This window comes from Achromobacter sp. AONIH1 (assembly GCF_002902905.1).
In the GTDB taxonomy this organism is placed as follows: domain Bacteria; phylum Pseudomonadota; class Gammaproteobacteria; order Burkholderiales; family Burkholderiaceae_B; genus Achromobacter.
Map to the genome: position 1 here is coordinate 6,602,537 of NZ_CP026124.1, position 25,476 is coordinate 6,628,012.

At 68.8% G+C, this 25,476-nt stretch carries 25 protein-coding genes; 4 read left to right on the forward strand and 21 right to left on the reverse strand.

The window, feature by feature from the left end; all coding sequences use genetic code 11:
• Window positions 1-119: 119 nt before the first annotated feature.
• The 5 genes from C2U31_RS30110 to C2U31_RS30130 form a co-directional block, all read right to left on the reverse strand.
• Complete coding sequence (locus C2U31_RS30110; protein ID WP_103276150.1) at window positions 120-1,088, reverse strand: FecR family protein; 969 nt, start codon at window positions 1,086-1,088, stop codon at window positions 120-122.
• Window positions 1,085-1,606, reverse strand: coding sequence for an RNA polymerase sigma factor (locus C2U31_RS30115; RefSeq protein ID WP_158658502.1), 522 nt, complete (start codon window positions 1,604-1,606; stop codon window positions 1,085-1,087). The genes C2U31_RS30110 and C2U31_RS30115 overlap by 4 nt, the downstream gene beginning before the upstream one ends.
• Window positions 1,607-1,672: 66 nt before the next feature.
• Window positions 1,673-2,341: a secretin and TonB N-terminal domain-containing protein gene (locus C2U31_RS30120; RefSeq protein WP_158658503.1), complete on the reverse strand. Its 669-nt coding sequence runs from the start codon at window positions 2,339-2,341 to the stop codon at window positions 1,673-1,675.
• Window positions 2,342-2,476: 135 nt separating this feature from the next.
• Complete coding sequence (locus tag C2U31_RS30125) at window positions 2,477-3,712, reverse strand: cyanate transporter (RefSeq protein ID WP_103276153.1); 1,236 nt, start codon at window positions 3,710-3,712, stop codon at window positions 2,477-2,479.
• 4 nt (window positions 3,713-3,716) lie between these two features.
• Complete coding sequence (locus tag C2U31_RS30130) at window positions 3,717-4,190, reverse strand: nucleoside deaminase (protein ID WP_103276154.1); 474 nt, start codon at window positions 4,188-4,190, stop codon at window positions 3,717-3,719.
• A gap of 169 nt (window positions 4,191-4,359) precedes the next feature.
• Here C2U31_RS30130 and C2U31_RS30135 point away from each other — a divergent pair, with 169 nt between their 5' ends.
• Window positions 4,360-5,247: a LysR family transcriptional regulator gene (locus tag C2U31_RS30135; RefSeq protein ID WP_103276155.1), complete on the forward strand. Its 888-nt coding sequence runs from the start codon at window positions 4,360-4,362 to the stop codon at window positions 5,245-5,247.
• Here C2U31_RS30135 and C2U31_RS30140 read toward each other — a convergent pair.
• From C2U31_RS30140 to C2U31_RS30205, 14 genes are all read right to left on the reverse strand, one after another.
• On the reverse strand, window positions 5,234-6,199 hold the full coding sequence (locus C2U31_RS30140; RefSeq protein WP_158658504.1) for a tripartite tricarboxylate transporter substrate binding protein: 966 nt from the start codon (window positions 6,197-6,199) through the stop codon (window positions 5,234-5,236). The two genes, C2U31_RS30135 and C2U31_RS30140, sit on opposite strands and share 14 nt — an antisense overlap.
• A gap of 61 nt (window positions 6,200-6,260) precedes the next feature.
• Window positions 6,261-6,605: a carboxymuconolactone decarboxylase family protein gene (locus C2U31_RS30145; RefSeq protein ID WP_103276157.1), complete on the reverse strand. Its 345-nt coding sequence runs from the start codon at window positions 6,603-6,605 to the stop codon at window positions 6,261-6,263.
• 98 nt (window positions 6,606-6,703) lie between these two features.
• Window positions 6,704-7,900 carry a mandelate racemase/muconate lactonizing enzyme family protein gene (locus C2U31_RS30150; protein WP_103276158.1) on the reverse strand — a complete coding sequence of 399 codons (1,197 nt, stop codon included), beginning with the start codon at window positions 7,898-7,900 and terminating at the stop codon, window positions 6,704-6,706.
• Window positions 7,901-8,072: 172 nt separating this feature from the next.
• The gene (locus tag C2U31_RS30155) at window positions 8,073-8,663 is read right to left on the reverse strand and encodes a cysteine dioxygenase (RefSeq protein ID WP_233772566.1); all 591 of its coding nucleotides are present in this window, start codon (window positions 8,661-8,663) and stop codon (window positions 8,073-8,075) included.
• Between the two features lie 149 nt (window positions 8,664-8,812).
• On the reverse strand, window positions 8,813-9,865 hold the full coding sequence (locus C2U31_RS30160) for a hypothetical protein (protein ID WP_103276160.1): 1,053 nt from the start codon (window positions 9,863-9,865) through the stop codon (window positions 8,813-8,815).
• Between the two features lie 510 nt (window positions 9,866-10,375).
• Window positions 10,376-11,050 (reverse strand): NUDIX domain-containing protein, encoded by a 675-nt coding sequence (locus C2U31_RS30165; protein WP_103276161.1) that lies wholly within the window; start codon window positions 11,048-11,050, stop codon window positions 10,376-10,378.
• A 163-nt stretch (window positions 11,051-11,213) separates the two neighbouring features.
• On the reverse strand, window positions 11,214-12,785 hold the full coding sequence (locus tag C2U31_RS30170; protein WP_103276162.1) for a nicotinate phosphoribosyltransferase: 1,572 nt from the start codon (window positions 12,783-12,785) through the stop codon (window positions 11,214-11,216).
• A gap of 43 nt (window positions 12,786-12,828) precedes the next feature.
• Window positions 12,829-13,704, reverse strand: coding sequence for a ribose-phosphate pyrophosphokinase-like domain-containing protein (locus C2U31_RS30175; protein ID WP_103276163.1), 876 nt, complete (start codon window positions 13,702-13,704; stop codon window positions 12,829-12,831).
• Between the two features lie 148 nt (window positions 13,705-13,852).
• Window positions 13,853-14,779 (reverse strand): transporter, encoded by a 927-nt coding sequence (locus C2U31_RS30180; RefSeq protein WP_103276164.1) that lies wholly within the window; start codon window positions 14,777-14,779, stop codon window positions 13,853-13,855.
• Between the two features lie 104 nt (window positions 14,780-14,883).
• The gene (locus C2U31_RS30185; protein ID WP_103276165.1) at window positions 14,884-15,702 is read right to left on the reverse strand and encodes a polysaccharide deacetylase family protein; all 819 of its coding nucleotides are present in this window, start codon (window positions 15,700-15,702) and stop codon (window positions 14,884-14,886) included.
• Window positions 15,703-15,773: 71 nt separating this feature from the next.
• Window positions 15,774-16,652 carry a fumarylacetoacetate hydrolase family protein gene (locus C2U31_RS30190; RefSeq protein ID WP_103276166.1) on the reverse strand — a complete coding sequence of 293 codons (879 nt, stop codon included), beginning with the start codon at window positions 16,650-16,652 and terminating at the stop codon, window positions 15,774-15,776.
• An 84-nt stretch (window positions 16,653-16,736) separates the two neighbouring features.
• Window positions 16,737-17,726, reverse strand: coding sequence for a PDR/VanB family oxidoreductase (locus C2U31_RS30195; protein WP_103276167.1), 990 nt, complete (start codon window positions 17,724-17,726; stop codon window positions 16,737-16,739).
• Window positions 17,719-17,952 carry a ferredoxin gene (locus C2U31_RS30200; protein WP_103276168.1) on the reverse strand — a complete coding sequence of 78 codons (234 nt, stop codon included), beginning with the start codon at window positions 17,950-17,952 and terminating at the stop codon, window positions 17,719-17,721. Before C2U31_RS30200 ends, C2U31_RS30195 begins: the two co-directional genes overlap by 8 nt.
• Window positions 17,953-17,958: 6 nt before the next feature.
• A complete protein-coding gene (locus C2U31_RS30205; RefSeq protein WP_103276169.1) occupies window positions 17,959-19,179 on the reverse strand; it encodes a cytochrome P450 in 1,221 nt (406 codons plus the stop codon).
• 289 nt (window positions 19,180-19,468) lie between these two features.
• On the opposite strand from C2U31_RS30205, the gene C2U31_RS30210 reads away from it, so the two are divergent.
• On the forward strand, window positions 19,469-20,398 hold the full coding sequence (locus C2U31_RS30210; protein WP_158658505.1) for an AraC family transcriptional regulator: 930 nt from the start codon (window positions 19,469-19,471) through the stop codon (window positions 20,396-20,398).
• A gap of 319 nt (window positions 20,399-20,717) precedes the next feature.
• The gene (locus C2U31_RS30215; protein WP_103276171.1) at window positions 20,718-21,476 is read left to right on the forward strand and encodes a SapC family protein; all 759 of its coding nucleotides are present in this window, start codon (window positions 20,718-20,720) and stop codon (window positions 21,474-21,476) included.
• A gap of 118 nt (window positions 21,477-21,594) precedes the next feature.
• Here the strand turns inward: C2U31_RS30215 and C2U31_RS30220 are convergent, their stop codons facing one another.
• Window positions 21,595-22,011 (reverse strand): hypothetical protein, encoded by a 417-nt coding sequence (locus C2U31_RS30220; RefSeq protein WP_103276172.1) that lies wholly within the window; start codon window positions 22,009-22,011, stop codon window positions 21,595-21,597.
• Between the two features lie 220 nt (window positions 22,012-22,231).
• A complete protein-coding gene (locus C2U31_RS30225; RefSeq protein ID WP_369869721.1) occupies window positions 22,232-23,746 on the reverse strand; it encodes a sigma-54 interaction domain-containing protein in 1,515 nt (504 codons plus the stop codon).
• A gap of 327 nt (window positions 23,747-24,073) precedes the next feature.
• Here C2U31_RS30225 and C2U31_RS30230 point away from each other — a divergent pair, with 327 nt between their 5' ends.
• On the forward strand, window positions 24,074-25,474 hold the full coding sequence (locus C2U31_RS30230; RefSeq protein ID WP_103276173.1) for a GntP family permease: 1,401 nt from the start codon (window positions 24,074-24,076) through the stop codon (window positions 25,472-25,474).
• The last annotated feature ends 2 nt before the right edge of the window (window positions 25,475-25,476 follow it).

Below are 25,476 nucleotides of genomic sequence, written 5' to 3' on the forward strand. Positions count from 1 at the left end.
GACTCAGGTTGGGGACCGGATGACGCGCGCCCGGTGTGACTCGGGCCGCTCGCCTGCGATATCTCCTGTCGTGTTTGCCCGCCCGGAACCCGAACTGGTTTTTTCGTGAATCTTTTGTGTCAGCTCAATAACACGATGCCCTTGGGCAGCTGGCGCACATGCGCGCCGAAGGCCTCGCGGATCCGGTCGATCGCCAGATCCAGCCGGGCGATCTGGAAGCGCCCGCTGACCCGCCGCGCCGCCAGCGCATCGTCCAGCACCATGATGCGGCCGGGCCGGTAGCGGTTGATCTCGGCCACCGCCTCGGCCAGCGGCATGTCGCGGAACACCAGCATGCCCTCGCGCCAGCCCATGGCCTGCTCCAGGTCGGCGCGCGCCGGCGCCGTCACCGCTACGGCGCCGTAGCGCGCCTGCTGGCCGGCTTCCAGCGCCAGTTCGCGCGAGGGATGGCGGATATCCACGCGGCCCCGCAGGCAGGTAACCGTGACCTCGTCGCCGCTGCGGCGCAGCCCCACGCTGGCGGCGTCCAGCAGGATCTCGCCGGCGCCGGCCGCGACGGTCAGGCCCTGGCCCTGCTCGGCGCAGGTGATCGCGGCCTGCCCTTCCAGCAGTTCCAGGCGGCGCGGACCGTCGGCCACGTTCATGCGGGTGCGCGCGTCCAGTTCGACCACGGCCTGCCCGCCGTCCCAGTCGACGGTGCGCTGCTCGCCCACCGCCGTGCTGTAGTCCGCGCCCAGTCCTTCCAGGCTGGCCCACCAGCCCAACGGCGGCAGCGCGGCGGCGGCCGCTGCCGCGCCGGCCCCGGCCAGGCCCGCGCGCAGCAGCACCCGGCGGCCGGGCCGCGCCAGCGCGGCCGCCGCCGCGCGCGGATGCGCGGCGCGGAACGCCCTGCCGGCCTGTCCGATGTCCACCCAGGCGCGCCGCGCCCGCTCGAACGCCGCCGCGTGCGCGTCGCTGTGCGCGCACCATTCCCGCAACGCCAGCGCGTCGCGCCGCGTGGCCTGCCCGGACTGGATGCGCCGCACCCAGGCCTCGGCCTCGCTGTCCAGCGCCTTGGCGCCCGATTTGAAGTAGCGGCTGAAAATCATCGATCCGACCTTGAATACGGCAGGCGCGCGCGGCAATAGGCCTGCGCGTGCTGCAGCTCGCGCTCCACCATGCGTACCGAAATGCCATGCCGCGCCGCCAGCTCCTTTTGCGTGACGCCGTCCAGGCGCGCCGCCAGCAGGATCTCGCGCTGGCGCTCCGGCATGCGCTCCAGCGCCCGCATCAGGGTCTGCAGCGCCTGCCGGTCCTCCGCGATCTGGGCCGGACCGGGCGCGGCGTCGGGCGTCAGCCCCAGGATCTCGTCGGCCTCGGCGCGCGTCAGCCTTTCATCGCCCGAGCGCGCGTAGTCGGCGGCGATGTGGAAAGCCATGCGGTAGATGTAGGCCTCGGGCTGCCGCACCGCCTCGGGCGCGGCGACGCCGTCCAGCTTCAGGTACGCGTCCTGCAACGCGTCGCCCGCCAGCTCGTCATTGCCCAGGCGGGCGGAAAGGCGGCGCTTGAGCCGGTCATAGTGGGTGACCAGCGACTTGCGCAACGAAGCCAGGCCGCCGTCCTTCATGGGGCCGGTCCCTGGCATGGCGGACCGGGATGGCGGTCCTGGCGGAACGCGTCCGCGCTCTTGCCGTTATGCAAGACAATCTCCGGTGGCCGCGGCCTGCCCAGGCCGGATCACAAAGGTGATGGGCTGGCCCACGCCCGGCGGCGCGGCCTCGTCCAGTTTCAATCGTCCCAGCCGCTGCGTCAGCAGCTGATCGCGCTCGGGCGAACCCGTGGAATCCAGCAGGCGCACGCGCCGCACCTGGCCGCTGTCGCCGAACCACAGGCTGACCGCCGCGCGGTAGCTGCCCGGGCGCACATCCGGGTCGCCGCAAAGCAGCGCGCGCATGGCGGCCTGCAGCTTGCCGTAGTAGCGCTGCCGCGCCGCCAGCGTCTCGGCCAGCCCCGGCGCGGCTGTCGCCACGGCGGCGAGCGTGAAGGTGTCCGGCGAGCCGTAGCGCGCCTGCAAGCCCGAATCGCCCAGCATCAGCCGCAGCGCCGATTCCGCCGTGTAATGCCCCGCCACGCCGCGCGAGCGCCTGCCCGCGACCAGCCCGCTGTCGTACAACCCGGAATGTCCGGTGCTGGCGGTGAAGCGCTGCAGCGCCTCGGCCAGCGGCAGCGCCGGGATGTCGAAGAAGCGCAGGCCCTGCGCGTCCCCGCCCGGCGCCGCCTGGCCGCGCGCCGCCAATGCCGCGACGAGCAGGAGGCAACGAGTCAGGAACCGCGCGCCGCGCGCGCCTCGAAAGTGAGCCATGGCAGGAATAGTCGAACATAGCCGTCGATGCTCACCGCGAGGACGGGAGGCGCCAGTGCTGCCGCAGCATAGTCCGGGCATGTGACCGGTACATGACGCGTCACGGCGCGAGGCCCGCGCCGCCGGCCGATGACCTCAGGAACCGCCGGAGCCCGCCCGCGCCGCGTCGGCGCGCGGCGCGGCCATCGCCCTCGCATAACTGGACGGCGCGGCCCGCAGATACAGCGCGGCGACGACGGCGACGCAGGCCAGATGCAGCAGCCAGCCGTCGCGAAAGCCCCCGGTGGCCTCGCGCAACGCCGCCACGATCCAGGGCGGCGCCGCCGCGATCAGGAAACCGCCGCCCTGCACATAGGAAGACAGCACGCCGGCGCGCAGGGGATCCGGCAGATGGTCCAGCGCCACGATCAGCGACAGGGCGAAGCAGCCGCCCAGTCCCGCCCCCAGCAGCATGGCCCAGGCGATGGGCGCCGCGTCCGGCCGCCACGCCAGGGCGGCGAAACCCGCCGCCTGCAGGACCAGGGTCAGCCACAGCCAGGGCCGGCGGTCCTCGTGCTTGCGGGCCAGCACCGGCAGCAGCAACGCCGCGGCCGCCTGGCATACCGTCAGGGCCGCGAGCAGGCTGCCGCTGGCCGCCGCGCTCCAGCCCCGCTCCTGATAGAACGGCGCCAGCCACGCCACCACCGACGAATAGCCGCCGTTGACCAGGCCGAAGCAGGCCATCAGCAGCCAGACGCGCGGCCGCGCCAGATAGGTCGCGGCCGCCATGCGGCCGGAGCGGACGGCCTCGTCGGGCGGCAGGCTGCGCGCCGCCAGCGCCAGCGCGAGCAGCGCGGGCACGGCCATCCAGGCCAGGCCGATGCGCCAGTCGCCGCTGGCGGCGGCCGCCAGCGGCGACAGCTGCGCGCCCAGCGCGCCGCCCGCCATCAGCATCGACGAGTACAGCCCCATGACCACGCCGACATGGCGCGGGAACTGCCGCTTGATGATGCCGGGCAACACGGCCTGCACCACCGCAGCGCCCAGGCCCAGCATGGCGGCGGTGCCGATCAGCTGCCAGCCGGCCGAGGCCCACAGCCGCAGCGATGAGCCGGCCGCCAGCAGCGCCAGCGCCAGCAGCACCGCGCGCCGGCCGCCAAGGCGCGCCTGCACGGCCGGCCCCGCGAAGGCCACCAGCCCCATCAGCAGCATGGGCACCAGCGTCAGCAGCGACATGCGCTTGAGATCCAGGCCGGTGTGCGCGCCAATATCGGCGGCCAGCGGGCCGATGCCGGCGATGAAGGGCCGCAGGTTCAGCGCCACCAGGGCGATGGCGGCCAGCAACAGGCCGGCGGGCGCGGGGTTCCCGGCCCGGGTTCCTGCACGAGTCATCGCTTCATGCCTGCCGGTGGATGGCCTGCTGCCATTGCGCATACAGCCCGGGCCCGCCCTGCTCCGGCACCGGCACGTGCCGGATCCGCATGGACTGCTCTTCGAAGGGCTTGGCCAGATCGGCGTAGACCGCCGCCGTGGACAGCCCGTAGGGCGCGCCGTCGTCGTTCGAATAGGCGTAGGCCACCTCGCGGATGCCCGCCAGCCGCATCGCCGCCATGCACATGGGACAGGGATGGCCGCTGGCATAGACCGCGCAGCCGCTCAGGTCAGGCGAGCCAAGCTTGCGGCTGGCGGCGCGCACGGCCATCAGCTCGGCATGCGCGGTGGGGTCGTGCGAGGTCAGGATTTCATTGACGCCGGTGGCCAACACCTGGCCGTCGCGCACCAGCACCGCGCCGAAGGGACGCCCGCCGGCGGCGATGTTGGCGCGGGCCAGCTCGATGGCCATGTTCAGGAAATGCAAGGTATCGCTCATGTTTCTGCTCCGGGTTCGCGCGGCGACGGGCAAGCGGCGTCCGCGCCGTCGTCCGTGCTGTGGTCCGTGCTGACTATAGCGAGCGGGAGTAATATTTAAAAATTAAATATTCAGATAGACCATATCCATTTTTTGCATGCCATGGCATGTGGAAGGTCATCACGCCGCCATGCTAGATCCGCGACTGTTGCGTTCCTTCGTCGGCATCATCGACGCGCAGAGCTTCACCGCCGCCGCCGACCGCCTGAGCATGACCCAGTCCACCATCAGCCAGCAGCTCGCGCGGCTGGAGGAACAGGTCGGCTCCGCCCTGGTCGACCGGACCGCGCGGCCGATCGTGGCCACGGCCGCCGGCGAACGGCTGCTGGGCTATGCCCGCAGGATCCTCGCCCTGCAGCAGGAGGCGCAGGCGGCGCTGGGCGATCCGGCCGGCACCGCGCCGCTGCGCATCGGCGTGCCCGAGGACCTGGTCAACGCGGCGATGGCCGCGACCTTCCGCGATTTTTCACGACGCCATCGGGAAATCCATCTGGACGTGACGGACGGCCTGAGCCGCGATCTCACCCAGCGCTACCGGGACGGGGAATTCGATATCGTCATCGTCAAGGAAGCCGCCGCCGGCCCCGACTGCCGGTCCTCGTTCCCGGAACCCATGGCCTGGTTCGAAAGCCTGAACGCGCCGCGCGCCTGGCCCTCCCCCGTGCCGCTGGTGACGTTTCCGCCCGGCGGGCTGTATCGCGACGCCATGTTCGAGCGCCTGGAGCGCGAGCGGCTGCGCTGGTACAACGCGTTTTCCGGCAGCAGCCTGCACAACGTGCTGATCGCGGTCGAGGCGGGCATCGGGCTGTCGCTGCTGCCCCGCAACGCCGTGACCGGCTATCGCGTCCGGCCCTATGCGCGCTTCCCCGCCGAGGCGCCGATCGTGGTATCGATCTACGCCAGGGAACGCGAGGGCATCGTGGGCGAGCTGGTGGAGCTGCTGCAAACCGTATTGGAGCGCAGACAGGGCGGCGCGCCCGGCGCGAAGGCACGCCGCCCCGCGCTCAGTCGGCGTTGACGCCCAGCGCCGGGATGGCCTGGTCGTAGAACGCGAGGTCGGCGTCCAGCTTCTTCTTGAACGCGGCAGGCTCGCTGCCGACCGCCACGCCACCGACCAGGGCCAACCGCTCCTGCATCTCCGGGCTGCGCAGGATCTGCATCACCGCCTGCGCCAGCCGCGCCGAGATCTCGGACGGCAGCGCCGCTGGCCCAAGCAATCCGTACCAGGCGGACACTTCATAGCCCGGCAGCTGCTCGGCGATCGCCGGCGTGTCCTTCAGGAACGGCGAGCGGCTGGCCGTCGTCACGCCGATGGGACGCAGCTGTCCCGCACGGATATAGGACAGCGCCTCGCTTTGGAACACCAGCGACGCCGTGCCGCCGATGACGTCCGAGATCGCCTGCGTACCGCCCTGATACGGCACGCTGACGATCCGCACCTGGGCCATCTTCTTGAAAAGCTCGCAGGCCACGAAGGGCGAAGCACCGATGCCGGAATGGGCGCAGCTGAGCTGGTCCGGATGCGCGCGCGCGTAGCGAATCAGTTCAGCCAGCGTATCGATGGGCAGCTTGGGATTGACCGCGAGAAAGTTGGGGATTTCCACCAGCTGGCTGATTGGAGTCAGGTCGCGTTGCAGGTCGTACAGGGGCTTCTTGTAGAAATACTTGTTGAAGACGTTGGCGGTCGTGCCGAGCAGCAGCGTGTAGCCATCCGGCTTGGCGCCGGCGACCTCGCGGGTGCCCAGCATGCTGCCGGCGCCGGGCTTGTTCTCGACGATGATGGTCTGCCCCAGCTCCTTGGCGAGCTGCTGGGCCAGGCTGCGGCCCAATGCGTCGGCGGTGCCGCCGGCGGTGAAGGGCACCACCAGCCGGATGGGCTTGTCCTCCGGCCACGCGGCCTGCGCCAGCGTCGAGAGGCTGGCCGCGCAAGCGAGCCCGATCAGTTTCAGCAATAGGATTGCCGGTTTCATGTCTTTCCCCTTGTTGTGCCTGGGCGCGCGACCCCGCCGCGCCGCCATTGCCGATGCCGGTCTACGCCTGCTCGAACTGGTTGTAGGCCTCCAGCGCGCGGGCCGAATACACATAGGCCGCGCCCGCGTTCAACGCGATGGCCGTGCCCAGCGCCTCGGCGACCTCCTGCTGACTGGCGCCGGCCTGCCTCGCGGCCGCGGCATGCGAGGAAATGCAACCGTCGCAGCGGGTCGTCACCGCGACGGCCAGGGCAATAAGCTCCCGGGTCTTGGCGTCCAGGGCCTGGCCCTCGCCCAGCGCCCGGTTGAGCCCGGCGTAGGCCTGGACCACGGCGGGGTTGGCCTGCGCCAGCGCTTTGGCGCCTGTCCGCAAGTTGGCCAGTTGATCCGTCCAGTTGTTCATCATGGTGCTTGCTCCTGGTAGAGGGAGGATGAGCGCGGAGCATGGACACCGCATGGCCGCGCCCCGGGAAAAAAGCGGAAACAGGAATCCGGCAAGCCGGGTCAGTGCTTGCGCGCGTAGATCAGCCCATGCGGCTTCGGCGGATGCGCGCGCAATGCGGCCTCATCGGGTTCGGTGCCCCACCCCGGCCGGTCGGGCACGATCAGGTGTCCATCGCGGTACTGCGGCGCGTGCGTGAACAACGCGTCGTCCCAGGCCAGGCGATCGATATCGGTTTCCATGATGCGGAAGTTCGGCACCGCCGCCGCGAAGTGCGCGTTCATGAACGTGCACAAGTGCCCATAGAAGTTGTGGGGCGCGACGTTGACTTCGTGGATATCGCACAGGTCGGCCATCTTCATCGCTTGCCAGGCCCCGTTCCAGACGGTGTCGATGATGGCGACGTCCACGGCCTGCCGCCGCAGGAAGGGCAGCAGCTCGCGTCCGCCGAACAGCGTCTCGCAGGAACTGATGGGAAAGCGACTCTGCCCGCGAATGAACGCCAGCGCGTCCGGGCTGTAGCTGTCCAGCTCGACCCAGAACAGATCGAAATCCTGGATCGCGCGCAGGATCTTCAGATAGCCCTCGGTCTTGGCGTGGAAGTTCAGGTCGACGAGGATGTCGATGTCATCACCGGCGCCGCGCCGCAGCGCTTCCAGCGTGGCGCGCAGATTGCGGATCACGCGGCGGTCCACGTTCAGCTCGGGCGAGAACGGTGAGGAAAACCCGGGCCGCCAGGCGAAGGACGGGCCTTCGTCGTGGATGAACAGGTTTGTTTTCAATGCAGAGAAGCCGCGCTCGCGCACCTGGGCCGCTGCCGCCTCGACGCCGGCCAGGTCCGTGATGGCGGGGCCATAGTGCTGCGGATGGTTGATGCGCCATGCCGGACAGTGCGACCAGTACACGCGCAACGCATCGCGCACCTTGCCGCCCAGCACCTCGTAGCACGGCACGCCCAGGCGCTTGGCATGGGCGTCGAGCAGCGCGTTTTCCAACGCGCCGATGCCTTCGCCCACGACCCCGCCCGCTGCTGGCCGGGTGCGGGCGTAGACATCCGCGTGGAAGCGCTGCGGCCCGACATAGGACTGCCCGACGATGGCGCCCGCCAACTGCGCGATCACCGCCGACACGCCGGGTGATCCAAAGCCCTCGTCGTATTCGCTCCAGCCGGTCACGCCTGCATCCGTGCTGACCTTCACGAAGTGGTAATTGCGCCAGCCGGCATCGCAGGCCAGCGTTTCGACAGCGGTGATCTTCATCCTCTTCCCCTTTGCATGCGTCCCGTGCGTCAGGATCTTGATTCCCTATTTCTTCCAGCCATTCTCAGCGCCTTTCCCGGGCAGCGAAACTGACACTTTGAACAGGGTGCGAACCGTGCGCGGGCGCGCGGCGACGCCGGCGATGGCGCACGGGGCTTGCCCGCCGCGCGCCTCAGTCCAGGCGCGCGAACCCGGCCGCCGCCGCGTCGGCGTTGGCGTATCCCGAAACGAAGGCGCGCCGCGCGCCGGTATCAACGTCGTAGACGTGGCGCGGGATGCGGCCGATATTGCCGCCGTAGATGTGGATGCTGATCGAGACCCGGTCATCGCAGGCATTGCTCACGCGATGGATATCGCCCAGTCGCGGCGACACGCGGTCGACATCGCCCGGCAGCAGCACGGACTCGCCCAGCAGCCGCATGGGCGCCGCGCGTTCATAGCGCTCCGCGCGCTCGGCGCCGCGCAACATGGCGATGACGCCCCAGGTCATGTGATCGTGAATCGGCGTGCGCTGGCCGATCCCCCAGACGAAGCTCACCACCGAGTAGCGTTCGCGCGGATCGCAATAGAGCAGGTATTGCCGGTAGTGGACGGGATGCGGCCGGGCGGCCGTCTCGGGCAGCCAGTCATCGCGGGACACGAGCCGCCGCGCCCCGTCTTCTACCCGGTCTAGCAATGCCGGCGGGTCGAGCCGCGCGCGGAGCGCGGCATCGACCGCGCCGAGGAACTGGTTGAAAGCCGGCTGTTGCGCAAGCGTCGTCATGGCTGGTGCCCCCGTCATCGCCGATGCGGGCGCGCCGCCGCGCCCTGATCAAGCGAGGCCAGAATATCACCGGAAGCCGGCCATCAACCCACTATTCGGGATCTATATCCTATTTTTTGAGACTCAATTACGTATCCCGCCAGCGTCCCTTACTTCCCCTTGCCCAGCGACAGCGGCACGCCCCAGATCGGATCTTCCATGCCCTGCCTGCCCAGCGGCGTGATCTGCATGGGCTGCATTCCGGACAGCATCTCGCGGTGCTTGTCGCTGACGTTCACGCGCCGCGCGATCAGCTGCTGCGCGAACTCCATCGGCGCCGGGCGGGTGTAGACGGTCAGGTCTTCCAGCGGGCATTCGATCATCTTGGGATCGACCGCGCGGCAGGCCGGCTGGCGGAACTTGTAGCTCGGCGTCTTCAGGTGCATGCGCTGGCTCAGCACCAGTTGGCCACCCTTCAGCGTGAAGCTGGCCAATGCCTGCGCCGGCGGGATGCGCGCCTGCACCTTGATCGCGGGAATGTCGCGCGAATCGGTCTGTTCGTAGTAGCCCGCCGGCATGCCCGCCGAGGTCTCGTTGTATTGCTGCTCGCCCCAGCTCACGCAGGCGCCCGAGGCCGCGTGCACGGCGGTGCAGACCTGGCGCGTCTTGGTCTGGGTATGCGTGGTGGCGTCGCGCCACGCGGCTTCCCGGTAGAACTGGCGATACAGCTCGGGCGACAGATAGGCGGTGCCGTTGGCGCCCCGGCCCGATCCGACCGGCCCGCTGCGCGCGCCGACCTGATCCAGCAGGGCGTTGAGCTTGTAGTCGTCGCCGCCGGTCAGCAAGTACTTCCCGGGCGGCAGGATGTGCACCTCGAACGCGCCGAACAGATAGGTTTCCTTGGGATCGCGCTTCAACGAGTTGGTCTGGAACTTGCGGCTGAAGGTCACCCTGGGCTCCTTCTCGTGCATCCAGATCACGGTCGGGGTCCATTGCGTCATGGTCAGCGCGTCCTTCAGCGACGCGTGCGGCATGATGTCGGCCACCAGCACCACGGCCATGTCGTCCTTCAGCGCCTCGCCGATCAGGTCGAGCAGCTGCGCGTAGCGTGGGTCGTCCATGGTGCCTTCCTTGCTCGTCATGAATGACGGGCTGACGCAGCCCGTCAGGGTCAGCGTGAGCGTCAGGGCGGTCAAGGCGTGGCGCGGTCGCGGCAGGGTCATGGATCGGTCCTTGGTGGCAATGCGTGATGGAATCGTCGAGCGCGCATCCTAATGGCCGGGGTCCGGATCACAAAGCGTGCGCTGCGCGCTGAAACATGGCCCGTCGCGCCTGCCTGGCGCCGCGCTGCTGCGCGCGGCCTGCCGTGGATGCGAGGCATCGCCAGCGCTGGCAAGGGCCAGGACGGCTTCGCGCCGGGCGGCTGGCGGCCCGAGACCCGCGCGCTGACGCGAAAGATATTGTTGCGATTGTTTCTCGTCTGGCACCCGCGACGTGCCTCGCGCGCGACGCGGAACCGCGCTTCCAGCCCAGCGCAAGGCCCGCCTGCCCGTGCTGCCGCCGGCACATGCCATCGCTGTCGGACGATGCCGGCCTGTGCGAACGTTGCGACGAGGTGCGGGCGCCGGCCGGCAAGACCCTGGCCTGAGCGCGCGGCCGCGCCGGCGGCGGGCGCGGCGCGGGCCCTGGCGCTGGCGTAGCGCCGTCCGATCCCGCGCTACGGCGACGCCCGTTCAGCGCGCCAGATTCTGGCCGAAGTCCGTCAGGGGCTCGGCCAACCGATAGGCCTGCGCCGGCCGGTAGGCCGCCGGCACGATGCGGGTTTCCCTGAGCGCGCCCGTTTCCAGGATCTTGCGGCGGAAGTTGGCGGCATTCATGCGATGCCCGGTCACGGCCTCGAAGGCCGCCTGGACCTGGGGAATGGTGAATTCGTCGTGCAGCAGATGCGCGACGATGGACGTATAGGCCGACTTCGCGCGCAGGCGCTGCGCGGCCAGCGCGATCAGGCGGTTGTGGTCGAACGCCAGCGCCGGCAGCGCCTCGATATCGTGCAGCGTGATGCGGCCGTCGTCCGCCAGCGGTTGCAGCGCGTCGGCGGCATGCAGCGCCAGGTACACCACCGACGCGGACCAGCCGCGCGGATCGCGCGCGGGGCCGGACTCGGTGCAGGCCTGCTCCAGATGGGCCGGCTCGAAGCCCAGCTTCTCGCGCAGCACGCGGCGGGCGGTCTGGTCCGTATCGGCGTCTGCGTCGACGCGCACATAGCCGCCCGGCAAGGCCAACTGGCCCTTGAACGGGGCCGCCGCGCGCGGCGCCAGGGCCACGTGCAGGCGCTGATCGATCAGGGCAAGCAGCGCCACGTCCACGGTCAGGATGGGGCGTTCATGGGCGGTGGCGGTCTTGGTCATCCCGGAACTCTGGAGAGGTCGAGGGACGGAACCGCATGCGCCGATTCCGCCGCCTCTGTTTGCGCGGATGTCTCGTCGCGCAAGTATGACAGGCTTGTTTTCAACAAGCGACAAGGTCGCGCGCCGGCCCGCCAGCGGGCGGCGCCAGGGCGCGCGGCGCCGCTCAGCCGCCGTTGCGCAGGCGGGCGCGGATCTCGGCCAGCGTGTGCTCGCGCACCAGCTTGCCGTCGACGAACACGTCTTGCAGCAGGCCGCCGGCCTCCTGCTCGGGCGTCTGGCGATCATGCAGCACGTAGTCGTCGCCCTCGCGCTCGACGCGCAGCAGGCCCACCGCCGACTTCTTGGTGCCGCTGTCGGTCTTGGGATCCTTGGACAGCTCGCGCGCCTCGCCATTGACCATGCCCCAGGTGGCCTTCATGGCCATGCCGAAGCTGTCGCGGGTCAGGTACTGATAGCTGTAGGAGCCGACGCCGAACACGCAATTGGTCGAGGCGTAGCCCTTGATCCGCAGGCGTTCCAGGATCCGCTCGGCGCGGCTCAGCGTGATCGAATCGCCGTAGATCAGGCCCACGCGCGGGTGCAGCACGCGAAAGCCCTTGGCGGTCAGGTCGCCGCCGAAGAGGTCCCACAGGCATTCCACGGCGCCCTTGCGCTCGGCCTCGGTGATCTTGCCGCCCGTGTCCTTGACGGTGTACATGCCGTCCGCGTCGGCATCGCCCGCCAGCTCGTCCGGCAGATAGCCCGTCAGGATCTTGACCGGATCGCCGGAATCCGGGCGGAACACCACCTTGGCCTGGCCCAGCGCATTGGGCGCGCGTGCCAGGATCTCGTCCTTCAGCGTGGCGGCGTACTCGGTGATGACCTGCCAGAAGTCCCAGGTGTCGGACACGATGGACACGATGCCCGAGGGATAGACCTCGGTGATCAGCCGGCGGAAGGTGCCGATCTCGTCCAGCTTGCCGCCCATGCTCATCACGCTGTGCTCGGTCGCCGGCACGCTGCCGCCCACCAGTTCGCGGTCGGAATCGGCGCCGTAGTACTGCTCGGCGTAGTCGATGGCCGCCACGGTGTCGGTGCCCGTGAACGAACACAGGTGGGCGAAGCCGGCGCGCATGGAATCCTCGGGGCCGGACAGGCCGCGCGCCGAGAAATCGTGCGCCTGCCAGTCGATGAAGGCGGCATCGGCGCCGGTCAGGTCGGCATAGGCTTCCAGCAGGCGTCGATATTCATGGGCGATGGTGGCCACCGTGATCGGCTTCCAGTTGAAATTGGACAGCACGGTTTCCAGGTAGTTGGTCAGCCAGGCGAATTCCTTGCGGGTTTCTCGCACCGTGAACAGCGGCACCTTGATGTTGACGCGCGACCCTTCGGGCAGCGCCTTGATGCGCACGGGCAGGTAGCCCAGGTCGTGCAGGGCCGCGATGTGGTCGACCGGCACGGCGCCCGGGCCCAGGGCGTTGTCCATGCGGCGCCGGTACTGGCGCACGGCCTGCGCCTTGGGCAGGCGGAAGAAGCCGGCGTCGAAGGCCTGGATCAGGAACTCCTTGACGAAGCCCTGCAGGCCCACGAACACCACCTTGCCTTCGAACGGCGCCAGGCCCGAGCGCAGCACCGGCGCCAGCCGGTCGGAACGCGCCGTGAAGTTCGAGTAGACGCTCTCGGTGCCGGCCGGGTACTGGAAGATGTGGCCGCTCTTGTAGAAGTCGATCTGGGTCAGGGGATTCAGGGTGGACATGGTTCTGCTCGACTGGGTGGGGTTGTTCAGTGTGGATTCGGATTCACGCCGCGATGGCCGCCTGCGGCGCCGCGTCGATGGCCTGGAAGATGTCGCCGCGCGGCGTCCAGAGCGCGGGGTCGCGCGGATAGGCCGTGTACAGCCTTGCGTAGTCCCGCAGCGGCGCCACGCCCTTGGTGCACAGGCCGTGCGTCACGTACAGGCCCAGCGGCCGGTCGCTGTGCCGGCGCAGCAGCGCGGCCAGCGCGACGAAGGTGCCGCCGCCGTCGCAGATGTCGTCCACCACCAGCAGCGGCAGGTCCGGCACCTCGTCCAGCACGCGCGCGCCGCTAAGCTTGCCGGTGGCGGTATTGCGCAGCTTGGCGCAGCACACCACCGGCGCGCCGAAGCGTTCGCCCAGGGCCAGCACGCGCTTGTGCGCGCCGGCATCCGGCGCCACCAGCGCCACGCCGCCCGCGAATTCAGGCAGGGCCAGCACCTGGCCCAGGAAGCCCTCGGCCGATTCGATCTCGACGCGGTCCAGCAGCGCCGGCGCGACCGTGCTGTGCGGATCGGCCACCACCACGCGGTCGAACTTCATGGCGTTGATCAAAGTGCAGAACACCTTGACCGACAGCGGCTCGCCCGCGACCGTGACACGGTCCTGGCGCGCATAGGGCAGATAGGGCAGCCGCAGCGTCACGGCCGCGCCCTCGCCCGCCACGCGGCGCAGCGCGTCGTTCAGCAGCAGCAGGTCCATGACCGCATCCGAGGAATAGATGCGGGCGTCGATGGTGTAGGCGCGCCCGGCTCCGCCCGCGCCCTCGCCGATCCAGACATGGCGCTCGCCGCCGGGAAAGCCGAGGAAGCGGACCGGATGCGCGACGGCCTGGCCATCGCCGCCGGCGTAGGAAAGTTCGATGCGGGAGAAGTCGGACATGATGTTTAGTGTTTATTGCGATTTACGATTAAGTATAGCGATGCGCGCGCAGATGTCAAATCCCGTCCCGGTCACGACCGGCTCAATGCAAATGCCCCGCGCCTCGTCTGCGACGAGGCGCGGGGCATGACGTGATCCGGGCGGATCGCTAGTTGAACGCCTTGTTGAAGAACAGATAGGCGGCGTTGGGCGCCAGCGAGTTGCGCGTGAACACGGAGAACTGCGCCTTGAACTTGACGCTGCATTTGCAGTCGGGAATGTTGTACGCGACCACCGGCCCGACCGCCGCGCTGGCGAAGCGATTGCCAGGTACACGCTGCCCGTTCAGCCGGTCATCGGCGATCTGGCGCGCGTAATAGCCCGCCACGCCCAGCTGCCAGCGGCCGACGACCTCGCTGACCGCCATGTCCACGTCCAGCACCATGCCGTTCCTGTAGCCGGTCGCCGAGTTCTTGCGGGCGATGTCCAGGAAATAGCTCATGCTGAATTCGGTGCCGTCGCCCAGGAAGTTCGGTCCGGTCAGATAGGTGAAGGCGCCGTTCGGAATGTAGTAGAGCGTATTGCGTCCCGTGGTGTACAGATCGCTGGTGTTGTACTTCCCGGTGGGCAGCACCATCGAATAACCCAGCTTCATCGTCAGGCCGCGCGGCCGGCCGCCCTCGACCTCGCCCAGATGCCTGCTCCACATGAGGACGTCGGTGTAGATGTCGTTCATGCCCTTGAAGCTCTGGTGCTTGCCGTTGACCTTGATGCTGCCCCAGCCGTAGCCGGTGGCCACGGAACTGCCCAGCGTGCCGCCAAACAGCTGCCCCGGATAGACGTAGAGCAGGCCGAATTCCGCGATTCCGCCCGGCAGCCTGACCGAGGTCGTGGGGCTGCGCCCGTCGTTGTCGTAGAACTTTTCCCCCAGCGCGCCGACGGCGATGACCGAACCGTACAGGCCCGGATGCGGCGGCAGGTAGGCGCTCTGTATGTCCGTGCCGCCGACCGGACCGCCATAGGTCACGCCCTGCGCCGCCAGCGCGCCGCGCGCGCAGGCCCAGAGCAGCATGCCGATGAAAATGAAATGCCTCATGGTTTGTCTCCCTTGTATGTGTGTTTTGTGTGTGGCAACTGCTTGAATGGCGAGGACCGCGATGCCTGCCGCCCTCGCCGACGAACGGACGAAGCCGTCCGAAATCAGTCCGTGGGCGCCCGGGCGCCTATCGACTGCGTCGCGGCATCTCTCGCCAGCGCAAAGCGCGACGCCCCGAAGTCGGCGACAAGACGCCGCATGAAATCCTCGAAACCGAACCAGGCCCGGTTCCCGGACGTGAACGGATGCACGACCAACACCCAGGGCTCTTCGGGACGCGTGGTTTCGTGCGCGACGGCTGCCCGATACAAGCGGTCATAGCCGGCGGCCGCGTCCAGCGTGCCGAAGATCCCGCCGAAGCGCGGATGGATGACAGCGCCGTCGATCAGCGCGGGATCGGTGGGCAGCACCACCACCCGCGCCGGCGATGTTGCCGTGACGCCGGACGCGATCGCCTCATCGGTCGCGCCGGACAGCGCCCGCGACACGTAGCGGATGCCGTGCGCCGCCAGCACCTCGTCGGTCCAGGGATTGATACCCAGCCCCGGCGGCCGGAATCCCGCCGGCGTCTGCCCCGTCAACCCGCGGATGCTCGACACGGCCAGCTGGATCAGGCGCTCTTCTTCGTCGCGCGAGGCGATGCCCGTCCACATTTCGTGTTTCCAGCCGTGCACGGCGATCTCGTGCCCGGCCGCATGCCAGGCCAGCAGCTCGTCCGGATGCAGCACCGCCGCATAGCCTTCCGCGAAGTAAGTGCAGCGGATCCGCAACTCATCCAGCAGCTTCAGGATGCGTGGATGCCCCAGCTCCAGGCCGATCCGGTTGTAGGCGGCCCACTCGGCGGCGGGAATGCCAGCGGGACAGGGCCAGGGCAGCAGGTCGCCGGCCGCGCCGCCGAAATTGTCGAAGGTGATGCACAGCATGATTGAAGGTCCAGGTTGAGATGAACAAGCGCCGCCCCGCGTAGTGGCGGCGCGCAATGCGCCGAGACAGCTCAGGCGCCGGCGGACTGCGCCGCCACCACGCGGTTCTCGATATCGCCAATGCCTTCGATCCGCATGCGCACGACGTCGCCCGGCGCCAGGAACAGCGGCGGCTGGCGCGCGGCGCCGATGCCGGCCGGCGTGCCGGTGGCCAGCACATCGCCGGGCTCCAACGTCATGGCGCTGCTCAGCTCCTCGATCTGCTCGAAGATGTTGAAGCGCATCTCCGCCGTATTGCCGTCCTGCCGCAGCTCGCCGTTGACCCAGGTGCGGACTCGCAGCGCGTGCGGATCGGCGATCTCGTCGGCCGTGACCAGCCACGGCCCCAAGGGCCCCAGAGAATCGAATGATTTCGCCAGCGTGATGGTCGGGCTGCGGTGATGGCGCTCGCGGATGCTGGCGTCATTGCAGATGGTGTATCCGGCGATGTAATCGATGGCGTCGCGCGCCCGCACGTTGCGGCAGCGCCGGCCGATGACCACCGCCAGTTCCACCTCGTAATCCAGCGTCGACATGCCCGGGGGAATGACCAGCTCATCGAACGGTCCGGTGATGCAGGATGCCTGCTTGTTGAACCAGATCTGGTGTTCGCCGGCGCTGACGTTCAGATGGGCGATCTCCCGCAGATGCGAGGCATAGTTGCCGCCGATGGCCAGGAACGCCGACGGCCGCCGCAGCGGCGGCAGCAGCCGCACGGCGGACAGCGGCAGGCGCGCCGTGGCTTCTCGCGCCAACAGCGCCAGCATGCGCCACGAGGTCCCCTGCCCCGGCAGCCAGTCCGCCAGATCGGCCGACAAGGCCGGCAGGCCCGCGGTGACGTCGATCACCGTGTCCGCCTCGACCACGCCCAGGCGGTCCCGGCCGCCCTCTCGAAACATGGCAAGTTTCATCCTATCTCCCCAGCATGTGATGGCGTGCGCCCGGCGGCAGGCCGGCGCGCGAACGCCCTGATGTTCAAAGCCACGGCCGCCGCCTCATAGATCCAGCGTGAGCAAGGCCGATTTCGCCCGCGAGACGCAGGGCAGGATGACGCCGTTGGATGCGCGTTCCGCCTCCGACAGCACGTCGTCGCGATGATCGGGAATGCCGTCGATGACCCGCGTCATGCACATGCCACAGACGCCCTGCTCGCAGGACAGCGGCACATCCACGCCGGCGCGGACGAGCGCGGCGGCGATCGAGCAATCCGGCGGCACCTCGACGCGCCGGCCGCTGCGCGCCGCCAGCACTTCGAATGCGCCCGCCGCCACGAAAGGCGCCGCCGGCGGACGGCTCGCGCCGAAACGTTCGTAGTGCAGACGGCCGGCCAGCGCATGCCGCTCGGCCAGCGTCACGGCATCGGCCAGCATCGCGTTCGGACCGCACAGATAGACGTGCTGGTCCGCGTCCAGGCCGGCGAACAGCCTGCCCAGGTCCAGCCGGCCGGCTGCCGGATCGTCGTCGAAGTGGTAGCGCACACGATGCCGGCAGGCGCCGGCGTCGAGCCGGTCCAGGAACGCGGCGGCGGCGCGGCTGCGCGCGCAGTAGTGCATCTGGAAATCCAGGTCGCGCCGCGCCAGGTGCTCCGCCATGGCGATGATGGGCGTGATGCCGATGCCGCCCGCGATCAGCACCACGCGCCGATGCTCGGGCGACAGGGCGAACAGATTGCGCGGGCCGCGCACCCGCAGGGGCGACCCGACGGCAAGCGTCTCGCACAGATAATGCGCGCCGCCATGCGCGGACGAGCGGTGGATGGCCAGCTGATACCCCTCCCGCGCGTCGGGCGGATTGCATAGCGAATAGGCGCGCACGCCGCCCGGCACCTGCACTTCGATGTGATCGCCCGGCGCGATCTCGGGCAGCGGCGCGTCCTGCTCGCAGGTCAGCGTCACCGCGTAGATGTCGTCGGCGATCCGATCGCGCCGCGCCAGCCGCATCGGCCGCCAATCCGCCGTCGCGCGGCCAGGAACGCGCTCAGCCATGCGATGCCCGCGCCTGGTCTTCGAAAGCGACTACGTGGATGGCCTGTGTCGGACACTCGCTGGCGGCCTGCGCGATCTCGGCCGCGTAGTCCTCCAGCGGCGCGCCGGGCACGATCCGGGTCCGGTTGCTGTCGTAGTCAAGCGCGAAGACTTGGGGGCACAGGGCCGCGCAGTTGCCGAAGCCGCAGCACATGCCGCTCAGGATTTGGACAGTGAGTTGACTCATGGCCACTCAACCTTGCGGCGCGCGCAGCGCGACCGTCATGCGCAACAGCATCGGGAAGGTCAGGTCCGGCACGCGCTCGAAGCGCGTCTCCGTCAGGCGCATGCCGGGAAAGCGCTGGAAGATCGTGCGCAGCAGCACATCGCCTTCCAGCCGGGACAACTGCGAGCCCAGGCAGAAATGGCCGCCGCCCGCGAAGGCCAGATGGCGGTTGTCGGGCCGGTCGATCTGGTAACGGTCGGCCTGCGGGAAGCGGGCCTCGTCCCGGCTCGCCGCATGCAGTCCCAGCAGCAGCCGCTTGCCCCGCGCGATGTCACGGCCGCCGACCGTAAGGGTCTCGGACGCATAGCGATGGATGAAATGCACGGGCGAGTCATAGCGCAGCGACTCCTCCCAGGCGTTGCGGGCCAGGTCGGGCTGCGCCATCAGGCGCGCCCGCTCGCCGTCATGGCTCAGCAGGGCCAGCACCGCGTTGGTCATCGCCACCTTGGTAGTGTGATAGCTGGCGACCAAAAAGCCGATCAGCGTGGTGACCAGCTCGGAGCGGGTCAGGCCGTTGTCGCCGCCTTCGGCGGCCATCAGCGCGCCGACGAAATCGTCCTCGGGCAGCTTGCCCCTGAGCGTGTCCAGCACATCATCCATGTACTCGTAATAGAAGGCCGCCGAGGCATCCGCCTCGGCCAGCCGTTCCGGCGTGATGTCCGATACGCTCAATACCGCGTTCAGGCCGTGCTGCCGCGCGAACAGCTCGCGGGCGTCGGACAGCGGCACGTGCAGCAGCCGACAGGCGATTTCCGCCGGCACCGGGTCGGCGAAGGCGGACACGAAGTCGATCTCGTCCTGCCCTTCCAGCCGGTCCAGGTGCTCGACGATGACCTTTTCCACCCAGCCGCGCATGTTGGCAACGGTCCTGGGATTGAACGCCGGGGTCACGATGCGGCGAATGCGCGTGTGATCCGGCGCGTCGATGTTCGGCAGCGACTCGCGGTAAAAGCGCGCGCCCGCGCCATTGCCGATACGCTCGGGAAACACGCCGGGCGCCTGCTGCACGGTCGCCAGCGGATTGCGCAGCACCTCGTCCACATCGCTGTAGCGCGTCAGGACGATGCAGTCCTCGCCATTGATGTCGATCTCGAAATGGGGAAAGTCGCTTTGCAGGCGACGGTAGGTCGGGTATCGGTCGGCAAGAAAAGCCGCGGACTTGAGGTCGGGGATGTCGGTAGGGCGCATCGCATTCTTCTTGAAATGGGTGAACGATCCGCCGTGCGCCTTGAGTCCCAGCCTGGTGTCTCCTGTGCTCGAAACGTCCGCACGTCGGTCTGGCGGGAGTATGGTTTCGCGCCCCCATGCGAAGGACTCGTTTCCTTGCGCGAAAGCACCACCGGGCGGATGCCGCCGGGGCGGCTGGGGGATACACGGATTGCGCGCGGCGGCCGGCGGTGTTTTCCTTCCCGCAGGGCGCCGCGAGTGGATATCGGTGCCGGATGACCCCGCCAGGCGGGATGGATGGAAGACCCGGATGGACCCGATAAGCGCCGCGCTGGACACTTGCCGCTTCGCCGAGATCGAGGCGGGCCAGGCGCAGTCAAGCAGCCCGTGGGCCGTGCACATGCCCGGCGGCGTCTGGCCGGTCTCGCTGTACGTGTTCACCGGCGCCGGCTGCAACCTGTACATGACCCGTTCGGGCCAGCAGAACACATTGCGCGACAAAAGCGTGTGCCTGATCCTGCGCGCCCAGGAACATATCGTCCAGGACGCGCTGCGCACCGCCCCCAACCAGCCGGTCGATCTGCGCAACCCGGCCAATGCCGACCGCTTCCGCACGCTCGCCTTCGGCGAGTCGCCCGATGCGGGCGTCACGTCCACGTTCTACGTCGGCATGGCGCCGGCCAAGGGCGCGGGCGCCGCGCTGTTCGACGCGCTGCCCGACGTGCTGCAGCTGGACTTCGACGAGCTGCCCGCCTGGCTGTGCCGCGCGACCGAGGCCATCCGCGACGAGCTGACGCTGCGACGTCCGGGCTTCCGGTCCGTGGCGCTGCGCCAGGCCGAGCTGATCGTGATCCAGCTGATCCGGCATTACATCGCCGCGCACACGCCGCGCCTGCCGGCGTGGATCTCGCTGCCCGAGGATTCACGCGTGGCGCTGGCCTTGCGCGAATTCCATCGCGACATCTCCCGGCCATGGACGCTGGACATGCTGGCCAGCGCCGCCGGCACCTCGCGCTCGCGCCTGATCGCCGCGGCGCAGCGCGAGCTGGGCGCGGGCATCTTCCACTACATGACCCGCATACGCATGCAGGAAGCCTCGCGGCTGCTGACCGACACCTCGATGGCGGTGGGCAGGATTGCCTGGCAGGTGGGCTACCAGTCCGAAGCGGCGTTCTCGATCGCGTTCAAGCGCTACAGCGGCGAGCCGCCCCGGCGGTTCCGCGAGGGCGCCAGGGCCTGATGTCCGCGACCGCCTTGAAATGATTTGTGCCATGCCTACCGCCAACGCGCGGTTCCGTGGTAGGGTCCGGCACAGCAGCGTCGGTCACGACGCGCTCGGCGCGTGCAGGGATCCGCGGGTGTTGGCGGAGGCGTCCATTTCCAACGGACGCCATCCATCCGGCGATAACGCGGTGCTGACCGTGCCGGCCGGCAACCATCCGGTACTTCAGCGCCTCGGCAATAACTCGCAGCAACTAGCAATCGGAGATGCGAAATCTTCCGATGAAGCAGGCCGTGGCGACGCCAGCCCCCCCACACTCTCTGATTCCTCCGAGACCATGACTACGCAGACTTCGCTCCCCCTGTTCTACGAACAACCCCGGCCCCTGGCCCCCGGCGCGCACGCCAACCTGTCGCTGGCCGGCAATACCGGCTTCGGCTACGCCGCCAAGACCAACGCCGTGCCGCTGGTGGCCACCGAGCTGCCGACCGCCTGCCGCCATTTCCCCATCGTCTTCACCGATGGCGACCAGCCCACTCCTGTCGCGGTGCTGGGCGTGCGCGGCCAGGAAAACCTGTTCGTGGACGCGCAGGGCCAATGGCGCGCCGGCGCCTACATCCCGGCCTACGTGCGCCGCTATCCCTTCATCTTCATGGAGAACGAGGACCGCAGCCAGTTCACGCTGTGCGTGGACGAGAAGGCCGCCTCGGTGGTCGAGGGCCGCGACAACCCGTTCTTCGACGAAGCCGGCGAGCCCACCGACCTGGCGCGCAGCGCGCTGGAATTCTGCCGCGACTACCAGAACCAGCATGCCTACACGATGGAGTTCGCGCGCGCCCTGGCCGAGGCCGACCTGCTGGTCGAGAACCGCGCCGACATCACCCTGCCCGACGGCCAGCGCCTGGCCATGTCCGGCTTCAAGGTGATCGACGAAGCCAAATTCAACAAGCTGCCGGACGAGGAATTCCTGCGCTGGCGCGCCAATGGCTGGCTGCCGCTGGTGTATTGCCACCTGCTGTCGATCAATACCTGGCCGGCGCTGATCAACCAGCTGCAACCCGCGGCCCAGGCCGAGGAAGCCGCCGCCGAGGCGTGACAGGCGAATCAGGACAAGGGCCGGCGATCATGCCGGCCTTTTTTTCATGTGCACAACGTGAACGAGCCAGCCCCGGCCCGAGCCTGCGAGACCGGCCGGGTCCTGGCCTGCGCGCGCGTCACCCCCGGCGCTCGATGATCTGTCCGCCGCAGTTGGTGAAGCACTGGTCATAGGTCGAGCTGCATTGCAGCTCGCCGATGGGCTGGGAATGTTGCTGCGTATTGAGCAGCACGCCATTGTTCGCGCCGCGCTGGCATGCCTTGCGGTCATCGGCCGAGGTCGCGCCCGCCAGGCAGGTGGCGAGCTGATTGCTGCGCGCCAGCTCCGTCGTGGCCGCCTGCTGCGCGCCGGTCTGGCTGACGCCGGCGCGGCAGGTCTGCCGGGCGACCTCGCAGGTGGCCAGGCACTGCCGGCCGGCCTCGCTGGCGGGCGGAACGTAATCGTAGGTGGTACAGCCGGCCAGCGCGATCGCCAGCAGCGCCGCGCAACACCGCGCGGCGGGGATGAGGAAGGGCGGGAAAGAGAGGGATGTCATGCAGCGGTGATTTCACGAAAATGGTGTGGAGTCACAATCGTGCAGGCGCGCATCGCGGTCCGGGGCGGATCCGCTTCCCGTCACGCGGGCGCAGGCACGGGCGTACTTGCCCGCGTATCACAGCATGGCGTGCGCCACGGCCTTGCGCTGCCGGGTAATGCATTGTGAAGACTTGTCCCGCCGCCGGCCACGATCTTCACGAACGCGGCGGGGCCCGCCCTCAAGCCGCCGGCTGCGTGGGAATCTGCAGCGCGGCCAGCTTCCGGTACAGGGTCGCCCGGCCAATGCCCAGCGCCCGAGCGGCGGCGCTCACCTGCCCTTGCGCGGCATCGAGCGCGTCCAGCAGGAGCTGCCGCTCGAACGTCCTCATGGCCTCGTCATAGCTCATGGAACCACCGGCCGGCGCCGTCGCGGACACGGCGCTTGCCGTTGCGACGGCTCCCGCCGGCGTTGAAGCCGCCGTCGACGCTCGCCCCTCGCCCAGGAATCGCGCGAGCGCGCGGGCGTCGATGCGCGGCCCGTCCGAGAACATCACGGTACGCTCCAGCGTGTTGTGCAATTCCCGCACGTTGCCCGGCCAGCCATGCGCCTTGAGCAGGCGCAAGGCGGCCTCGTCCAGCTCCAGGTGGCCGGTATGGTGCTGGGCGCACAGCTTGTCCAACACGCTGTAGCTCAGCGTTTCGATGTCGGACAGCCGCTCGCGCAGCGCTGGCACCGGAATCGTCAGCACATTGAGCCGGTAGTACAGGTCGGCGCGGAACCGGCCCTGCGCCACCATGGCCGGCAGATCCATCGAGGTAGCCGCGATGATGCGCACATCGGCGTGCACCACCCGGTTCGAGCCCAGCGGCTCGAATTCCTTTTCCTGCAACGCGCGCAGCAGCTTGCCCTGCAGCGGCAATTGCAGGTCGCCGATTTCGTCCAGGAACAGCGTGCCGCCATGCGCCAGCTCGAACTTGCCGACGCGGCCCTTGCGGTCGGCGCCGGTGTAGGCGCCGGCCGCCGCGCCGAAGAACTCGACCTCCAGCAGGGTGTCCGGAATGGCGGCGACGTTAACGGTGACCAGCGGCTTGTCGGCGCGGCCGGAGGCGCCGTGGATCGCATGCGCCAGCAACTCCTTGCCCGTGCCGGTCTCGCCGAGCAGCAGCACCGGCGCGTCCAGCGGCGCCGCGCGGCGCGCCAGGCGCTTGACCTCCAGGCTGGCCGGACTGTTGCCGACGAAGCTGGAAAAGTTGTACTTGGCGCGGCGCGCCTGCGCCTGCGCCAGCGACTGGCGCGTGGCGATCAGTTCGGCCTGCAGGCGCGAATAATGGCTGAAGAGCGGCGTCAGCGCCTTGAGCTCGTCGAACAACGCGAAGCCCACCGCCCCGATCACATTGCCCCGCAGGTCGCTGATCGGCAGGCGCGTGACCACCAGCGGGTCGCGCTCCGTCTCCATGATGTCGAGCAGGATGGGCTCGCCGGACGTGACGACCTCGCGCAGCAGGCTGTTGGGGATGACTTCCTCGCAGTCCCTGCCGATGGCGTCCTGCGGGTCGGAGAAACCGAAGCGCGCCGCGTAGTGCTGGTTCATCCAGACGATGCGCGCGTCACGGTCGACCACCACCGTGCCTTCGCTCGACCGGTCCAGCATGTCGAACAGCGACCGCATGGTAAGCGCCCGCACGGATTCGTAGTCGGTCAGCAACTCATTGCCGGCGCGGGGCTCCACGCTGGATTCCATTTCGGCACGCATCGCGCTGTCAGGCACCGCTGTCTCCCGGTTTCTCTATATCGAGACGATCAGTCTCATTATTGATACAGCCTTGCGCGCCCGTGTCGCTCTCTGGTGAACAGCGAACAGGCACATTTTCGGGCATGGAGCTTGCGTCCACGTCCCGATATTGGGACGGATTGTACCCAGCGGCGCACGCGGAACCGGGCCTGCCACGCGCCAGGTCCTGGATTTACCGCAAGAAACCTCGCTTTTTCCCAAGCTGGCACGGCTTTTGCTACACGATGTAATCCGCCCCGCGCGGACGCTACACACAACAACGAGCTACACGGAACCATAGGAGACAGTATGTCGTTCCTCATCGTGATCGCCGCCCTGGCGTTCCTGATGCTGGTCGCCTATCGCGGCTACAGCGTCATTCTCTTCGCGCCGGTCGCCGCCCTGGGCGCCGTCCTGCTGATCGATCCCAGCGCGGTCGCGCCGATCTTCTCCGGCATCTACATGGAAAAGCTGGTCGGCTTCGTCAAGCTGTACTTTCCCGTGTTCCTGCTGGGCGCCGTCTTCGGCAAGGTCATCGAACTGTCCGGCTTCTCGGAATCGATCGTGGCCGCCGCGATCAAGTACATCGGCCGCTCGCGCGCCAACGCGGTGATCGTCGCCGTGTGCGCCCTGCTGACCTACGGCGGCGTCTCGCTGTTCGTGGTCGTGTTCGCGGTCTATCCCTTCGCCGCCGAACTGTACCGGCAGAGCAACATCCCGAAGCGGTTGATGCCCGGCGCGATCGCCCTGGGCGCATTCAGCTTCACCATGGACGCGCTGCCCGGCACGCCGCAGATCCAGAACATCATCCCCACCACGTTCTTCAAGACCACCGCCTGGGCCGCGCCGGCGCTGGGCGTGATCGGCGCGATCTTCATCATCGTCGTGGGCCTGACCTACCTGGAATGGCGCCGCAAGACCGCCGCGGCCCGTGGCGAGGGCTACGGCACCTCGCTGCTGAACGAGCCCGAGCGCGTCGACACCACCGACCTGCCCAACCCGATCCTGGCGATCTCGCCGCTGATCCTGGTCGGCGTGGCCAACTTCGCGCTGACCCGGCTGATCCCGCAATGGTACGGCGCCCAGTACACGGTCGACCCGCAGGTGATCCCCGGCGCGCAGGCCGCGCTGAGCGTCGCCACCAAGGGCGTCGTGGCGATCTGGGCCGTGCAGGGCGCGCTGCTGCTGGGCATCCTGCTGGTGTTGCTCACGGCCTTCCGTCGCGTCTATGAGCGCTTCGCCGCCGGCACCAAGACCGCCGTATCCGGCGCGCTGCTGGCCACGCTGAACACCGCGTCCGAATACGGCTTCGGCGGCGTCATCGCCGCCCTGCCCGGCTTCATCGTCGTCAGCGACGCGCTCAAGAGCATTCCCAACCCGCTGGTCAATGCCGCCGTCTCGGTCTCGACGCTGGCCGGCATCACCGGCTCGGCCTCCGGCGGCATGAGCATCGCGCTGGCCGCCATGTCCGACACCTTCATCCAGGCGGCCCAGCACATGCAGATTCCGCTGGAAGTCCTGCACCGCGTGGTCGCCATGGCCAGCGGCGGCATGGACACGCTGCCGCACAACGGCGCGGTCATCACGCTGCTGGCCGTCACCGGCCTGTCGCACCGCGAGTCCTATCGCGACATCTTCGCCGTGACCCTGATCAAGACGCTGGCCGTGTTCGTGGTCATCGGCGTCTTCTACCTGACCGGCCTGGTCTAGGC

What these genes read in the sequence shown, in the direction of transcription:
- C2U31_RS30110 (WP_103276150.1), bottom strand. Translation starts at nt 1,088, where the DNA reads ATGATTTTCAGCCGCTACTTCAAATCGGGCGCCAAGGCGCTGGACAGC.
- C2U31_RS30115 (WP_158658502.1), bottom strand. Translation starts at nt 1,606, where the DNA reads ATGAAGGACGGCGGCCTGGCTTCGTTGCGCAAGTCGCTGGTCACCCAC.
- C2U31_RS30120 (WP_158658503.1), bottom strand. Translation starts at nt 2,341, where the DNA reads ATGGCTCACTTTCGAGGCGCGCGCGGCGCGCGGTTCCTGACTCGTTGC.
- C2U31_RS30125 (WP_103276153.1), bottom strand. Translation starts at nt 3,712, where the DNA reads ATGACTCGTGCAGGAACCCGGGCCGGGAACCCCGCGCCCGCCGGCCTG.
- C2U31_RS30130 (WP_103276154.1), bottom strand. Translation starts at nt 4,190, where the DNA reads ATGAGCGATACCTTGCATTTCCTGAACATGGCCATCGAGCTGGCCCGC.
- C2U31_RS30135 (WP_103276155.1), top strand. Translation starts at nt 4,360, where the DNA reads ATGCTAGATCCGCGACTGTTGCGTTCCTTCGTCGGCATCATCGACGCG.
- C2U31_RS30140 (WP_158658504.1), bottom strand. Translation starts at nt 6,199, where the DNA reads ATGAAACCGGCAATCCTATTGCTGAAACTGATCGGGCTCGCTTGCGCG.
- C2U31_RS30145 (WP_103276157.1), bottom strand. Translation starts at nt 6,605, where the DNA reads ATGATGAACAACTGGACGGATCAACTGGCCAACTTGCGGACAGGCGCC.
- C2U31_RS30150 (WP_103276158.1), bottom strand. Translation starts at nt 7,900, where the DNA reads ATGAAGATCACCGCTGTCGAAACGCTGGCCTGCGATGCCGGCTGGCGC.
- C2U31_RS30155 (WP_233772566.1), bottom strand. Translation starts at nt 8,663, where the DNA reads ATGACGACGCTTGCGCAACAGCCGGCTTTCAACCAGTTCCTCGGCGCG.
- C2U31_RS30160 (WP_103276160.1), bottom strand. Translation starts at nt 9,865, where the DNA reads ATGACCCTGCCGCGACCGCGCCACGCCTTGACCGCCCTGACGCTCACG.
- C2U31_RS30165 (WP_103276161.1), bottom strand. Translation starts at nt 11,050, where the DNA reads ATGACCAAGACCGCCACCGCCCATGAACGCCCCATCCTGACCGTGGAC.
- C2U31_RS30170 (WP_103276162.1), bottom strand. Translation starts at nt 12,785, where the DNA reads ATGTCCACCCTGAATCCCCTGACCCAGATCGACTTCTACAAGAGCGGC.
- C2U31_RS30175 (WP_103276163.1), bottom strand. Translation starts at nt 13,704, where the DNA reads ATGTCCGACTTCTCCCGCATCGAACTTTCCTACGCCGGCGGCGATGGC.
- C2U31_RS30180 (WP_103276164.1), bottom strand. Translation starts at nt 14,779, where the DNA reads ATGAGGCATTTCATTTTCATCGGCATGCTGCTCTGGGCCTGCGCGCGC.
- C2U31_RS30185 (WP_103276165.1), bottom strand. Translation starts at nt 15,702, where the DNA reads ATGCTGTGCATCACCTTCGACAATTTCGGCGGCGCGGCCGGCGACCTG.
- C2U31_RS30190 (WP_103276166.1), bottom strand. Translation starts at nt 16,652, where the DNA reads ATGAAACTTGCCATGTTTCGAGAGGGCGGCCGGGACCGCCTGGGCGTG.
- C2U31_RS30195 (WP_103276167.1), bottom strand. Translation starts at nt 17,726, where the DNA reads ATGGCTGAGCGCGTTCCTGGCCGCGCGACGGCGGATTGGCGGCCGATG.
- C2U31_RS30200 (WP_103276168.1), bottom strand. Translation starts at nt 17,952, where the DNA reads ATGAGTCAACTCACTGTCCAAATCCTGAGCGGCATGTGCTGCGGCTTC.
- C2U31_RS30205 (WP_103276169.1), bottom strand. Translation starts at nt 19,179, where the DNA reads ATGCGCCCTACCGACATCCCCGACCTCAAGTCCGCGGCTTTTCTTGCC.
- C2U31_RS30210 (WP_158658505.1), top strand. Translation starts at nt 19,469, where the DNA reads ATGGACCCGATAAGCGCCGCGCTGGACACTTGCCGCTTCGCCGAGATC.
- C2U31_RS30215 (WP_103276171.1), top strand. Translation starts at nt 20,718, where the DNA reads ATGACTACGCAGACTTCGCTCCCCCTGTTCTACGAACAACCCCGGCCC.
- C2U31_RS30220 (WP_103276172.1), bottom strand. Translation starts at nt 22,011, where the DNA reads ATGACATCCCTCTCTTTCCCGCCCTTCCTCATCCCCGCCGCGCGGTGT.
- C2U31_RS30225 (WP_369869721.1), bottom strand. Translation starts at nt 23,746, where the DNA reads ATGCGTGCCGAAATGGAATCCAGCGTGGAGCCCCGCGCCGGCAATGAG.
- C2U31_RS30230 (WP_103276173.1), top strand. Translation starts at nt 24,074, where the DNA reads ATGTCGTTCCTCATCGTGATCGCCGCCCTGGCGTTCCTGATGCTGGTC.